This window comes from Stenotrophomonas sp. YJH_SMC_135, assembly GCF_059372355.1.
This window is the reverse complement of the sequence record NZ_JCAFVN010000004.1, coordinates 359,078-370,971: the sequence shown is the minus strand read 5'-3', so window position 1 is coordinate 370,971 and position 11,894 is coordinate 359,078. Positions and strand designations below refer to the sequence as shown.

15 protein-coding genes are annotated in these 11,894 nt (G+C 68.5%); 10 read left to right on the top strand and 5 right to left on the bottom strand.

Annotated elements, in window-relative coordinates:
* The first annotated feature begins 143 nt into the window (after nt 1-143).
* The 6 genes from AC5P98_RS16420 to AC5P98_RS16395 are packed head-to-tail and all read left to right on the top strand — an operon-like array spanning nt 144 to nt 4,240.
* Entirely contained in the window at nt 144-932 is a 789-nt protein-coding gene (locus tag AC5P98_RS16420; RefSeq protein WP_049408414.1) for an ABC transporter ATP-binding protein, read from the top strand.
* Nucleotides 932-1,681 carry an MlaE family lipid ABC transporter permease subunit gene (locus AC5P98_RS16415; RefSeq protein WP_005414955.1) on the top strand — a complete coding sequence of 250 codons (750 nt, stop codon included), beginning with the start codon at nt 932-934 and terminating at the stop codon, nt 1,679-1,681. Before AC5P98_RS16420 ends, AC5P98_RS16415 begins: the two co-directional genes overlap by 1 nt.
* A 59-nt stretch (nt 1,682-1,740) precedes the next feature.
* A complete protein-coding gene (gene mlaD / locus AC5P98_RS16410; protein ID WP_014039020.1) occupies nt 1,741-2,265 on the top strand; it encodes an outer membrane lipid asymmetry maintenance protein MlaD in 525 nt (174 codons plus the stop codon).
* Nucleotides 2,262-2,930 carry an MlaC/ttg2D family ABC transporter substrate-binding protein gene (locus AC5P98_RS16405; RefSeq protein ID WP_049408416.1) on the top strand — a complete coding sequence of 223 codons (669 nt, stop codon included), beginning with the start codon at nt 2,262-2,264 and terminating at the stop codon, nt 2,928-2,930. Before mlaD ends, AC5P98_RS16405 begins: the two co-directional genes overlap by 4 nt.
* The gene (locus AC5P98_RS16400) at nt 2,920-3,231 is read left to right on the top strand and encodes an STAS domain-containing protein (protein WP_014648936.1); all 312 of its coding nucleotides are present in this window, start codon (nt 2,920-2,922) and stop codon (nt 3,229-3,231) included. Before AC5P98_RS16405 ends, AC5P98_RS16400 begins: the two co-directional genes overlap by 11 nt.
* A 1-nt stretch (nt 3,232) precedes the next feature.
* The gene (locus tag AC5P98_RS16395) at nt 3,233-4,240 is read left to right on the top strand and encodes an MlaA family lipoprotein (protein WP_049408418.1); all 1,008 of its coding nucleotides are present in this window, start codon (nt 3,233-3,235) and stop codon (nt 4,238-4,240) included.
* 84 nt (nt 4,241-4,324) lie between these two features.
* On the opposite strand, the gene AC5P98_RS16390 is transcribed toward AC5P98_RS16395, so the two are convergent.
* From AC5P98_RS16390 to AC5P98_RS16380, 3 genes are all read right to left on the bottom strand, one after another.
* A complete protein-coding gene (locus AC5P98_RS16390; RefSeq protein ID WP_049408420.1) occupies nt 4,325-4,870 on the bottom strand; it encodes a glutathione peroxidase in 546 nt (181 codons plus the stop codon).
* Nucleotides 4,871-4,996: 126 nt separating this feature from the next.
* A complete protein-coding gene (locus tag AC5P98_RS16385; protein WP_041863989.1) occupies nt 4,997-5,386 on the bottom strand; it encodes a hypothetical protein in 390 nt (129 codons plus the stop codon).
* Nucleotides 5,387-5,447: 61 nt separating this feature from the next.
* Complete coding sequence (locus AC5P98_RS16380; protein ID WP_049408423.1) at nt 5,448-7,016, bottom strand: DNA recombination protein RmuC; 1,569 nt, start codon at nt 7,014-7,016, stop codon at nt 5,448-5,450.
* Between the two features lie 55 nt (nt 7,017-7,071).
* Between AC5P98_RS16380 and AC5P98_RS16375 the strand changes: the two genes are divergently transcribed.
* A complete protein-coding gene (locus AC5P98_RS16375; protein WP_032958433.1) occupies nt 7,072-7,674 on the top strand; it encodes a glutathione S-transferase family protein in 603 nt (200 codons plus the stop codon).
* Between the two features lie 67 nt (nt 7,675-7,741).
* Here the strand turns inward: AC5P98_RS16375 and AC5P98_RS16370 are convergent, their stop codons facing one another.
* Nucleotides 7,742-8,749 carry a zinc-binding alcohol dehydrogenase family protein gene (locus tag AC5P98_RS16370; protein ID WP_049408425.1) on the bottom strand — a complete coding sequence of 336 codons (1,008 nt, stop codon included), beginning with the start codon at nt 8,747-8,749 and terminating at the stop codon, nt 7,742-7,744.
* 91 nt (nt 8,750-8,840) lie between these two features.
* Here AC5P98_RS16370 and AC5P98_RS16365 point away from each other — a divergent pair, with 91 nt between their 5' ends.
* From AC5P98_RS16365 to AC5P98_RS16355, 3 genes are read left to right on the top strand one after another with little or no spacing between them, the layout of a single operon-like run.
* Complete coding sequence (locus AC5P98_RS16365) at nt 8,841-9,812, top strand: LysR family transcriptional regulator (RefSeq protein ID WP_049408426.1); 972 nt, start codon at nt 8,841-8,843, stop codon at nt 9,810-9,812.
* Between the two features lie 15 nt (nt 9,813-9,827).
* On the top strand, nt 9,828-10,457 hold the full coding sequence (leuE, locus tag AC5P98_RS16360) for a leucine efflux protein LeuE (RefSeq protein WP_005411716.1): 630 nt from the start codon (nt 9,828-9,830) through the stop codon (nt 10,455-10,457).
* The gene (locus AC5P98_RS16355) at nt 10,454-10,891 is read left to right on the top strand and encodes a hypothetical protein (RefSeq protein ID WP_014648944.1); all 438 of its coding nucleotides are present in this window, start codon (nt 10,454-10,456) and stop codon (nt 10,889-10,891) included. Before leuE ends, AC5P98_RS16355 begins: the two co-directional genes overlap by 4 nt.
* 23 nt (nt 10,892-10,914) lie before the next feature.
* Here AC5P98_RS16355 and AC5P98_RS16350 read toward each other — a convergent pair whose 3' ends face one another.
* Complete coding sequence (locus AC5P98_RS16350; protein WP_032958441.1) at nt 10,915-11,817, bottom strand: LysR family transcriptional regulator; 903 nt, start codon at nt 11,815-11,817, stop codon at nt 10,915-10,917.
* Between the last annotated feature and the right edge of the window lie 77 nt (nt 11,818-11,894).

Here is an 11,894-nt window from a genome sequence, read left to right as displayed (position 1 = left end):
CCGGTACGGATTGTTCCGGGCTGCCGGCCGATTATCCCGGCCTGGCAGGGATCTTGCCGTGCCACAATACTGGACCGTCCAGTCTGCTTATGTTCAGCCGACGAGCCCGATCCTTCGATGTCTAAAAAACGTTAATGGTGCCCATGTCGGCTTCCACCTCCAGTCTGGTGCAGTTATCCAACGTCCGCATCGACCGGAGCGGGCGCACGATCCTGCGCGACGTGTCGCTGCAGGTGCCCAAGGGCAGCATCACGGCCGTGCTGGGTCCGTCCGGCAGCGGCAAGTCGACCCTGCTGGCGGCACTGACCGGCGAACTGCGCCCGGTGGCTGGCGAGGTCACCCTGTTCGGCAAGCCGATTCCGCAGGACAGCGGCGCGCTGCTGGAAATGCGCAAGAGTGTGGGCGTGCTGCTGCAGGGCAACGGCCTGCTGACCGACCTCACTGTGGCCGAAAACGTCGCGCTGCCGCTGCGCACGCATACCCGCCTGCCGAACGCCGTGCTGCGCCGCCTTGTGGAAATGAAGCTGCATGCGGTGGGCCTGCTGGCCGCTGCCGATGCCTGGCCGCGCGAGCTGTCCGGTGGCATGGCGCGCCGCGTCGCGCTGGCCCGCGCGCTGGCGCTGGACCCGCCGCTGATGATCTACGACGAGCCACTGACCGGGCTGGACCCGATCGCCTCTGGCGTGATCATGAGCCTGATCCAGCGCCTCAACCACAGCCTGGGCCTGACCAGCATCATCGTCAGCCACCACGTGCACGAGACCCTGCCGATCTGCGACCAGGTGATCGCCATCGCCAATGGCGGCATCGTGTTCCAGGGCACGCCCGAGGCGCTGCAGTCCAGCCAGGACCCGTTGCTGCGGCAGTTCCTGCACGGCCAGCCTGATGGCCCCATCCCGTTCGATGCCGCACCGCGCGCGAGGGTCGCCTGATGCCGTTCGTCCAAGCCACCCGCTCGCTCGGCCGCGCCGGCCTGTTCTCGCTGACCGTGCTTCGTGGTTCGCTGCCGACCCGTGATTTCCTGGCCGAGCTGACCCGCGAGATCTACAAGATCGGCGCGCGCTCGCTGCCGATCATCGCCGTCGGTGGCGCCTTCGTCGGCCTGGTGCTGACGCTGCAGGGCTACCGCACGCTGACCACCTTCGGTGCGGCCGACGCGCTGTCGACCCTGCTCGGCCTGTCGCTGTACCGCGAACTGGCACCGGTGCTGACCGCGCTGCTGTTCATCGGCCGCGCCGGCAGCTCGATCGCCGCCGAACTGGGCCTGATGCGCGCCACCGACCAGATCAAGGCACTGGAGCTGATGGCGATCGACCCGGTGGCCAAGGCCGTGGCGCCGCGCTTCTGGGCGGCGGTGCTGACCGTGCCCCTGCTGACCGGCATCTTCTGTTCGCTGGCGATCAGTGCCAGCTACTTCGAAGCGGTACACGTGCTGGGCCTGGACAATGGCGTGTTCTGGTCGGCGCTGCGCAACAGCGTCGATTTCTGGGATGACTTCGGCGTGGCGATGCTGAAGTCGGCGATCTTCGGCGGCACCGCCGCGCTGGTCGCCGCCTACGTTGGTTTCCACGCCGAGCCGACCATCGAGGGCACCTCGGTGGCGACCACCCGTGCGGTGGTCAACGCCTCGCTGCTGGTACTGATGTTCAACTTCGTGCTGTCGGCAATGTTGTTCACCTAACCCCTCCACCGGCGGTGCGCAGGCGCGCGCGGCCACCACGACTCGATCAGGTAATCCACATGGCCATCCGCGGTCCCAGACTCGAATTCTCCGTCGGCGCCTTCCTGCTGCTGGCCCTGGCCTCGCTGATGGTGCTGGCCGTGGCCTCGACCAACCAGCGCTGGAGCTGGGGCAGCCAGGGCTACGAGCTGAAGGCGCGTTTCTCCCAGGTCGGCCAGCTGCGCAAGCAGGCGCCGGTGAAGATCGGCGGCGTCACCGTCGGCCAGGTCGCCTCGATCGACCTGGATCCGGTGAAGTTCGAATCCATCGTGACCCTGCGCATGGACAGCAAGGTCAAGGACCTGCCGGCGGACACCTCGGCCGGCATCTTCACCAGTGGTTTGCTCGGCGAGAGCTATATCGGTCTGCAGCCGGGCGGTGACCCGGACGTGCTCAAGGCCGGTGACGAGATCGTCTTCACCCAGCCGGCGGTGGACCTGATCCAGCTGGTCGGCAAGTACATGTTCAGTGGCGGCGCCGGTGGTGGCGCAGGCCAGAAGCCCAACGATGGCGCGCAGGCGCCTGCAACGGAACCGCAACCATGAAGATGAAACTGATCCCGGCCCTGCTCGCCTCGGCGCTGCTGGCGGCTACTCCATTCCTCGCCCAGGCCCAGGCCCAGGCCACCGCCCCCGCCGCTGCCGCGGCGCAGGGCCAGGCCGGCAAGGTGGTGATCGATGCCAGCACGCGCATCCTCACCACCCTGCAGCAGCGCCGCAGCGAGTTCAGCAGCAACCCGGCCAGCCTGCGCAGCTACATCGACAGCGAACTGAACCGCACCTTCGATCGCGACTATGCCGCGCGCCTGGTGCTGGGCCCGCACGCCCGCGGCGCCTCGGATGCCGACATCAAGCTGTTCGCCGATGCCATGGCCGACAGCCTGATGCAGCGCTACGGTTCGACCCTGCTCAACATCCAGGGCAAGCCGAGCTTCCGCCTGAAGGGTGAAAGCCCGCTGCCGGGCAACCGTGGCGTGCGCGTGAGCACCGAACTGGTGCGCGCCGGCAACGAACCGACCCCGGTCGAATACTGGATGCGCAACGTGAACGGCCAGTGGAAGATCTTCGACGTCAACATCGAAGGCATCTCCTACGTGCAGACCTTCCGCAACCAGTTCGATACCCCGCTGCGCCAGAAGGGCATCAAGCAGGTGGCCAGCGAGCTGCACAGCGGCAGCATGCAGGCCGGGCCCGCCGGCAATGGCAAGTAACGCACTTGCGCTGCTGGAAGGCGACACCCTGCGCCTGCGCGGGGTGCTTGACCGTGCCGCGGTGATCGCACTGTGGCCGCAGCTGCAGGCCCTGCCGGCCAAGCTGGCGCGGCTGGAGCTGGGTGAGGTCGAGCGCGTGGACAGCGCCGGCCTGGCGCTGCTGGCCGAGCTGGCGGCCCGTGCACGCAAGGCGGGCCATGCGCTGGCCATTTCCGGCGCGCCCGCCGGCTTCAACGAGCTGAGCGCAGCCTACCGGCTGTCGCCCGACCTGGATTTCAACGCTACTTCTGCTGCGAGCTGACATGAACGTCGTACGCACTTTCCCCCTGATCCTCCTGGCCACCCTGACCGCCTGTGCCGGCAAGCCCGCGCGCAGCGATGCACCGGTCGCCAGCACCGTGGTTGCGCCCGGCCCTGCTGCTCCGGCCGCAACGGCCGATACCGGCGGGGTCGACGCTGCTCCGGTCGCCTCCGTGGCCAACCCTGCCGAGCCCACCGCTTCAGCGCCGACGGCTGCGCCGCAGGGCATAGAGGCCAGCCCACCGAAGGCCGCAGCGTCCACCGCCGCCGCCGGCGACGATGATTTCGACGCCCTCTATGGTGGTACCGGCAACACCGGCAACGCGGCGGCCTACGATCCGTGGGAACCGTTCAACCGCAAGGTGCACACCTTCAACAATGCGGTCGACCGCGGCGTGGCGCGCCCGCTGGCCACCGCCTATACCCATGTGGTGCCGCGTTTCGCGCGCACCGGCGTCAGCAACTTCTTCAGCAACCTGCGTGCGCCGGTGACCATCACCAACCAGCTGCTGCAGGGCCGTGGTGCCGATGCGTGGGACAGCCTCGGCCGCTTCCTGATGAACAGCACGCTGGGCATCGGTGGCCTGTTCGATCCAGCCAGCAAGGCGATGGTGCCGCGTCGCAATGAAGACTTCGGCCAGACCCTGGGTGCCTGGGGCTGGCGTCGTTCGCGCTACGTGGAACTGCCGTTCTTCGGCCCGCGTACCGTACGCGACGTGTTCGGCCTGGCCGGTGACATCCCGTTGTCGCCGATCCGGCGCGTCGAGGAAGACAAGATCCGCATCGGCCTGCAGGGCCTGCAGCTGGTCGACACCCGCGCACAACTGCTGGCGATCGACGATCTGCGCGACACCGCAGTGGACGAATACGCCCTGGTCCGCGATGCCTGGATGCAGCGCCGCAACTACCAGATCGAGAACGATCTGCGCAGCAAGCGCGACCGCGGCCATGACGATGCCAATTCGCCGATCCCGGTCGATGCGATGCCGATGCCGCAGTGGACCCACTGAGGCCGCGCGACGGTGCATGAAAAACCCCGCCTCGGCGGGGTTTTTCTTTTCCGGTGGGTGCCAACCCTGGTTGGCACGCCGTGCTCAGGCCGCCAGCGCGGCCTCGATGGCCTCGCGCAGGCGCGCGTCATCGGCGGCCACGTCCGGGGCAAAGCGTGCGACGACCCTGCCATCACGGCCGACCAGGAACTTCTCGAAGTTCCACAGCACCGCCGGTGCCGGATGGATCGGGATCTCCTTGCTGGCCAGACGCTCACGCAGCGGGCCTTCGCCGATCGACTGCGGCTGCGCGGCGGTCAGCTGCTGGTACAGCGGGTGGGTGTCCTCGCCAGCCACGCTGATCTTGGAGAACATCGGGAAACTGACATCGTAGGTGAGCTGGCAGAACTGCTGGATCTCGGCCTCGCTGCCCGGCTCCTGGCCAAGGAAGTTGTTGGCGGGGAAGCCCAGCACTTCCAGGCCCTGCGCGTGCTTTTCCGCATACAGCGCCTGCAGGCCTTCGTACTGCGGGGTCAGGCCGCACTTGGAGGCGACGTTGACCAGCAGCAGCACCTTGCCCTGGTAGTCGGCAAGCGAGGACGGCTGGCCGTCGATGGTGGTGAGGGGAATGTCCTGGATCGGGGTGCTCACGCGGGGGCTCCGGCTACGGCGGGGAATGGCCCACCAGCATAGCGCCGCGCGCGCAGTTGTAGAGCCGAGCCCATGCTCGGCTGATGGCATGGCAGCCGAGCGTGGGCTCGGCTCTACAGGCAGGATTCAGTCCACGCAGATCGTGCCCTGCGCCTTGCCATCATCGATGCGCTGGCGGCACCCGAAGTTCTGGCGCACATCACGCTGGCAGGTACCGGTGGCGGCACTGCCGGCGGCCACCTCGGCTCCGGCCAGGCACTGGCCCGTGCAGTCGCTCTTGCGGCTGCAGGCCTTGCCGGCGTCCGCATAGGGAATCACGCACTGCTCGCGCTGCAGGCGGCCGAGCCGCTGCAGCGTGCCGCCAGCGGCCTGGCAGTCGACGTCACGTGCTTCGCGGTAGGCCTCGCTGGCTTCCGGCGCAGGAGCGGCCGTAGTCGTGTCGGCGACCGGGGGCGTGCTGCTGCACGCAGCCAGCAACGCAGCCAGGACAAGAACGGCACAGGAGCGCAAGCGCATGTCGATACCCGCCACGGACTCAGGGTGCCCAGCATAGCCAGGCGCAGGTGCACGGGACGTGTCAACCCGCATTGCTGTCCTCGTCGTCCTCCGGCGCGCCCAGCTGCTGCATCGGGTCCGGGGTCAGCTCCGGTGGCAGCGCGCGCTTGGCCTTGCTGCCCAGTTCGGCAAGCCGACGGGCGCGGCTGATGGCCGACTGCGGCGAATCGATCAGGCGATTGCGCGCATCGGCGTAGGCCTTGCCGGCATCGTCCAGCTTCTTGCCCATGGCGGTGAAGTCCTGCAGGAACCCGGTCAGGGCGTCCAGCACCAGACCGCCGGCCTCGCTGATCTTCAGCGCCTGCTTCTGCACCTTGTCGCGCGTCCACAGGCGCTCGGCCACGCGCAGCAGCGCCATCAGGGTGTTGGGCGAGGCGAACACCACGCGGTTGTCGAAGGCGAACGCCTGCAGGCTGCCATCGGCGCCCAGTGCGGCTGACAAGGCACCCTCGATGGGAACGAAGGCGATGGTGATGTCCAGCGTCTCGCTGCCCAACGCCTTCGGATAATTCTTCTCGCCCAGGTCCTTAACGTGCTGGCGCAGCGCAACCGCGTGCCTGCGCAACGCGTCTTCCGACTGCTCCGGGGTAGTGGCATTCATGGCTTCCTGCCAGGCGATCAGGTTCACCTTGCTGTCGATCACCACGCTGCGTTCGTCGGGGAACTGCACCACCACGTCCGGTCGCAGGCGCGCACCTTCGTCATCCACGGCATGCTTCTGACGCTGGTAGTGCACGCCCTCTTCCAGCCCCGATCCGCGCAGTACGTTGTCGAGCATCAGCTCGCCCCAGTCGCCGCGGACCTTGGCATTGCCCTTCAGCGCATTCGTCAGCGCCGATGCCTGCGCCGCCATGTCCTGGTTGAGCGTCTTCAGTTCGCCAACCGCACCCAGCAGGCTGGCGCGTTGCCGCGCTTCCTCGCCATACAGCGTATCGACGCGGGTGCGGAAATCGCCCAGCTTGTCGGCGAACGGCTTGAGCAGCCCCTCGATGTCCGCGCGTGACTGCACTGTCGCCTGCCGCACGTTCTTCTCGAACTGCTGTCCGCGTTCGTCGAACACCTTGCCCGCCAGTTCGGCGAACGCGCCCGACAGCTTTTCCTTGGCGGTATCAAGATAGCTGCGCAGTTCGGCACTGGCCCGTTCGGAGTGCTGCAGATTGGCCACCGCGCGGGCATGTTCACCGTGCAACTGCTGGTAGCGCTGCTGCGCCTGCTGCAGCTCGCTGCTGGTCTCCGCAACGGCAGCGCGCGCCTGCGCCAGGGCCGCTTCACGTTCGGCCAGCTGTGCTTCGCGACTGGCCGACAGCGCTGCTTCGCGCTCCACCCGGGCGGTCAGCGTAGTGACGGTCTGTGCGTGCTGCTGGCTGCGGCTCCGTTCGTTCTCCAGTTCAGCGCTCAGCGCATCGAGGCGGCCGCGCAGCTGGCCGGCATCGACCAGGGCGAGGCGATGCTGTTCGCGTTCGCTGTCCAGCAGCCGCTGCAGTTCGTCGGAGGGTGCACCGCCAGCACTGCGACGCCACAGCAGCACCAGCGCGACCAGGGTCGCCAGCAGCAGGACCACTGCCAGGATCAAGAGGACTTCGATATTCATGCGATCAGTTTAGCCCCGCTGCGCTAGGCTGGGTCGGTCTGCCCCGGAAGCCCCCATGCTCGCTCTGTACGGAAAACCCACCTCCATCAACGTGCGCAAGGTGCTCTGGCTGTGCGCCGGCCTCGACCTGCCACTTCACCACGAGCCAGCGCCGCCGACGGACCTGCTGGCCACACTGAACCCGAACCGGCAGGTGCCGGTGCTGCGCGATGGCGGCTTCGTGCTGTGGGAATCCAACAGCATCTGCCGCTACCTGGCCGTACGCGCTGGCCGTGATGACCTGCTGCCCCGCGCGGCACAGGATCGTGCGCGGGTCGAACAATGGATGGACTGGCAGGCCAGCGACCTCAACAGTGCCTGGCGGCACGTGTTCATGGCACGCGTGCGCCAGCATCCGGACTACCCGGACGATGCCCGCGCCGAGGCCAGCCTGGTCCAGTGGAACGGCTTGATGGGCGTGCTTGATGCCCAGTTGGCCGCTGGCGGCTACGCCGCTGGCAACACCTTCACCCTCGCCGACATCGTGCTCGGGCTGTCGACCCAGCGCTGGCGCAGCACACCGGGCCACAAGCCGGCGCTGGCACACGTGGGCGCCTGGTTCGAGCGCCTGCGCCAGCAGCCCGGTTTCGCCGAACACGTCGACAACGGCGTGGCCTGAGGCAGGGGTCGGATCCCTTTCCCGGGGCAAAGGGATCTGACCCCAAGGGTGCGGGAACGACCCGGCCTTACCAGCCTTCCAGCACGATCTTGCCCTTGGCGCGGTGGCTCTCCAGCAGCGCGTGGGCGCGCCGCAGGTTGGCCGCGTCGATGCGCCCGAAGTGCTCGCCCAGCGTGGTCTGCAGCACGCCCGTGTCGATCAGCTCGGCCACACGGTTCAGCAGGTCGTGCTGGCGCTGCATGTCGGCGGTGCGGTACAGCGGCCGGGTGAACATCGACTCCCAGTGCAGTGACAACGCCTTGCGCTTGAGCGCCATCACGTCCACCTGGCCAGGATCATCGATCAGCCCCAGCTGGCCCTGCGGCGCCAGCAGTTCCACGATCTGCGCGTAGTACTGGTCGGAGTGGGTCAGGCTGGCCACATGCTGCACTTCGCTGATGCCGAGCCGCGCCAGTCCCTCGGCCAGCGGCAGGCGGTGGTCGATCACGTGGTGCGCGCCCATTGCGTATGCCCAGTCCTGGGTATCCGGACGCGAGGCGGTGCCGATCACGGTCAGCCTGGTCAGCTTCCGCGCCAGCTGCACCAGGATCGAACCGACACCACCGGCAGCACCGATCACCAGCAGAGTCTGGCCCTCGCCACCACCCTCGGGGATGCGCAGGCGGTCGAACAGCAGCTCCCAGGCGGTGATTGCAGTCAATGGCAGCGCCGCGGCGGCGGCATCATCGAGGCTGGCCGGCTTGCGCCCGACGCTGCGCTCGTCCACCAGCTGGTACTCGGCATTGCTGCCCAGGCGGTCGATGACGCCGGCGTAGTAGACCGCGTCGCCGGGCTGGAACAGGGTCACCTCGCTGCCCACCGCGTCGACGATGCCGACCGCGTCCCAGCCCAGTACGCGCGGGCCATCGGTGGCCACGCCGCGGCGGACCTTGGTGTCGACCGGGTTCACCGCCACCGCGCGTACCGCCACGCGCAGGTCGCGGGGGCCGGGCTGCGGCAGCTCCAGTTCGATGTCGATCAGGGCCCGGGCATCATCGATCGGCAGGCCGGCGTGGGTATAGGCAATGGCGCGCATGGCAGCGGTCCAGTGGGGAAGGAGGCGACAGGTTGCGCCGCGCGCGCTCCCTCGGAAAGGCGCAGAATCGGGCAGCACTTTCACTCTGGCGATGAAGATGATCCGCTTCGACGATCTGCAGCTGTTCGTCCGCACTGCCGCGCTGGGCAGCTTCTCGCAGGCCGCCCGCGAGGCCGACCTGCTGCCCGGGCAGGTCGCTGCGGCGGTGGCACGGTTGGAGCGCGAGCTGGACCTGCGCCTGTTCGTGCGCACGACCCGCAGCCTGCGCCTGACCGGCGAGGGCGCGCTCTACCTGCCGTATGCGCAGGAGGTGCTGGCCACCCTGCGCGAAGGCCAGGCCCGCGTGCAGGGCGAGGACACCGAGCTGCACGGCATCCTGCAGCTGTCGGCGCCGTCGGACTTCGGCCGCAACCTGCTGCTGCCCTGGCTGAGCGCGTTCCGCGCCGCGCACCCGCGGCTGCGCCTGCACCTGCGCCTGTCCGACGAGGTCGCCGACGTGTTCCGCGAACCGGTCGACGTGGCCATCCGCATCGGCCACTTCGATGACGCCAACTACGTAGCCCTGCCCCTGCTGGAAGGCAACCGGCGCGTGCTGGCCGCCTCACCCGGCTACCTGCAGCGGCGTGGCCCGCCCACGCGCCTGGAGGATCTGCGCGAGCACGACTGCCTGATCTATCAACTCAATGGCCGCGCCTACGATCGCTGGTCGTTCGAGGTGGACGGGCGCCGCAGCGTGGTTCCGGTACGCGGCCCGCTGGTCTGCGACGACGCCGACGTGGTGCGGCGCTGGGCCGTGGCCGGCGAAGGCATCACCTACAAGTCCTGGCTGGACCTGCGCGAGGATGTGCTGGCCGGGCGCCTGCAGGTGCTGCTGGACGGCGTTGGCAGCAGCATCCCGCTGCAGCTGGTGTGCCCGCATCGCAAGCAGTTCTCACCCGCCGTGCGGCAGCTGCACGCGCAGCTGCGCCAGCACCTGCAACCGCTGCTGTCCGGGATGCCGGTTGGCCCCACCGGCCCCCTGTCGCCCGCCGCAGCGCTGGCCGACAATGGCGGCCCCCCGTAACAGAAGAGCACCGCCATGCCGTGGATGGGCATCCAGGACCTGTGGACGTTTCTGGTCGCCGTGCTGGTGTTTCTCGCCCTGCCCGGTCCCGGTACCTTCACGCTGCTGACTGCCACCGGCCGTGGCGGCGTGCGCGGCGGCTACACCGCACTGGCCGGCCTGCTGGTCGGCGACCAGATCCTGATGTGGCTGGCGCTGGCCGGCGTGGCCGCACTGCTGAAGGCCAATCCTCTGGTATTCCACGCCGTGCAGTACCTCGGCGCGGCCTACCTGGTGTGGGTCGGCATCAGCCTGCTGCGCACGCCCAAGCACGAGGGCGGCGACGCCGGCCCGATCCGCATGCAACCCGGCCGCTACTTCCAGCAGGCGATCCTGGTCAGCCTGCTCAACCCGAAGGCGATCCTGTTCTACATGGCCTTCCTGCCGTTGTTCATCGATCCGAAGGCACACCAGGGCATCGCCACCTTCGCCGCGCTGGCCGGCATCATCCTGGTGGTCAGCATCGCCTACTGCTCGATGCTGATCGGCGTGGGCAACCTGGCCCGCCGCCGGTTGATCCAGCACCCGCGGATCAGCGATGCGCTGCGCCGGGTGGCCGGCCTGTTCCTGGTGGGGTTCGGCATCCGCCTGGGGCTGAACGGATGAACGGGCGGCTGCCACTGCTCGGCATGACCCTGCTGCTGGCCGGTGCCGCCTCTGCCGGCACCGTGCAGGACCATCGCTGCCTGACGGGCGGTCGCAACGACAACATCCACCTGGAATGGCGCTGGCTGGAAGACGGCCGGGCCGACGTGCGTTACGCCGGCCAGCGCGAGCGCCTGCCCCTGCACCGGATCTCGATGGAGACCACGGTGCTGGCCGAGGATCGCCCGTACCAGTTCGACAGCGTCTGGGAAGAACGCATCGACGGGCGCCTCAACGGCCGCTACCTGCTGAGCACGCAGGGCGCGCTGGTACTGGATCTGAGCTACGAACGCGCCCGTGATGGCCGTCGCACCACCTTCCACGATGACAGCCAGGCGTGGCAGGAGGATGGCTGCCATTGGCCGGGAGGCGTAGCGGCGCGCGTGGTCGATTGAAGCATGCCAACCAAGGTTGGCATCTACCGGTCGTGCATCTCCGCGCGCAGGTGGTCGATGAACACCCGCAGCTTGGGCGCCATCTGCTCACGCGCGGGGTAGTACAGGTGGAAGCCGGGGAATGGCGGCTGCCAGTCCTGCAGCACGCTCTGCAGTCGCCCAGCGTTGATGTCGTCGGCCATCAACGAGGCGAAGCCCTGGGCCATTCCCAGACCCGCCAGCACGGCACCATGGGCGACGCCGGCATCGTTGAACACCAGCCGCCCGCTCACTTGCACGTCCAGGTCGTGGCCGTCGCGGCTGAACTCCCAGGGCATCAGCCGGCCGTTGGCCAGCCGGTGCACGATGCAGGCGTGGCCCTGCAGGTCATGCGGGGTCTGCGGCACGCCATGGCGTTCGAAATAGGCCGGCGTGGCTACCACCACCTGCCGCTCGGGTGGCCCGACCGGCACCGCGATCATGCCCTGTGCGAGTGATTCGCCCAGGCGGATGCCGGCGTCGAAGCCCTCGGCCACCAGATCGGTCAGCGCGGGGTCGACGCACAGTTCCACCTGCACCTGCGGGTAACGCGCAAGGAAGTCGGGCAGCCGCGGCAGCACCATGCGATCGGCGACGATGCGCGGCAGGGTCACGCGCAGCCGCCCGGCAGGCACCGAGCGCGCGCTGTCCAGTTCGGCAAATGCCTGGTCGATCTGGTCCAGGCCGCCGCGCACGCGCTGCAGGAAACGCGCGCCGTGCTCGGTCAGGTTGACCCGCCGCGTGGTCCGCTGCAGCAGCCGCACGCCCATCCGCGCTTCCAGCGCGCGCACGCTCTGCGACAGCGCCGAGGTCGACACACCCAGGGCATCGGCGGCGCGGGTAAAGCTGGCGTGCTCGGCCACGTGGACGAAAGCGACCACAGCAGTGAGCGGGACGGAGGCATCCATTGTGAAGGCAGCCTTCAAGGTAAGTCCGGTGACACGCAGTTTATCCACATGATGGCGTGGAGGATGCTGTGCCCCTC

Bases quoted from the DNA above. Each gene is read 5' to 3' on its own strand.
- AC5P98_RS16420 (WP_049408414.1), top strand. From the start codon at position 144: ATGTCGGCTTCCACCTCCAGTCTGGTGCAGTTATCCAACGTCCGCATC.
- AC5P98_RS16415 (WP_005414955.1), top strand. From the start codon at position 932: ATGCCGTTCGTCCAAGCCACCCGCTCGCTCGGCCGCGCCGGCCTGTTC.
- mlaD (WP_014039020.1), top strand. From the start codon at position 1,741: ATGGCCATCCGCGGTCCCAGACTCGAATTCTCCGTCGGCGCCTTCCTG.
- AC5P98_RS16405 (WP_049408416.1), top strand. From the start codon at position 2,262: ATGAAGATGAAACTGATCCCGGCCCTGCTCGCCTCGGCGCTGCTGGCG.
- AC5P98_RS16400 (WP_014648936.1), top strand. From the start codon at position 2,920: ATGGCAAGTAACGCACTTGCGCTGCTGGAAGGCGACACCCTGCGCCTG.
- AC5P98_RS16395 (WP_049408418.1), top strand. From the start codon at position 3,233: ATGAACGTCGTACGCACTTTCCCCCTGATCCTCCTGGCCACCCTGACC.
- AC5P98_RS16385 (WP_041863989.1), bottom strand. From the start codon at position 5,386: ATGCGCTTGCGCTCCTGTGCCGTTCTTGTCCTGGCTGCGTTGCTGGCT.
- AC5P98_RS16380 (WP_049408423.1), bottom strand. From the start codon at position 7,016: ATGAATATCGAAGTCCTCTTGATCCTGGCAGTGGTCCTGCTGCTGGCG.
- AC5P98_RS16375 (WP_032958433.1), top strand. From the start codon at position 7,072: ATGCTCGCTCTGTACGGAAAACCCACCTCCATCAACGTGCGCAAGGTG.
- AC5P98_RS16370 (WP_049408425.1), bottom strand. From the start codon at position 8,749: ATGCGCGCCATTGCCTATACCCACGCCGGCCTGCCGATCGATGATGCC.
- AC5P98_RS16365 (WP_049408426.1), top strand. From the start codon at position 8,841: ATGAAGATGATCCGCTTCGACGATCTGCAGCTGTTCGTCCGCACTGCC.
- leuE (WP_005411716.1), top strand. From the start codon at position 9,828: ATGCCGTGGATGGGCATCCAGGACCTGTGGACGTTTCTGGTCGCCGTG.
- AC5P98_RS16355 (WP_014648944.1), top strand. From the start codon at position 10,454: ATGAACGGGCGGCTGCCACTGCTCGGCATGACCCTGCTGCTGGCCGGT.
- AC5P98_RS16350 (WP_032958441.1), bottom strand. From the start codon at position 11,817: ATGGATGCCTCCGTCCCGCTCACTGCTGTGGTCGCTTTCGTCCACGTG.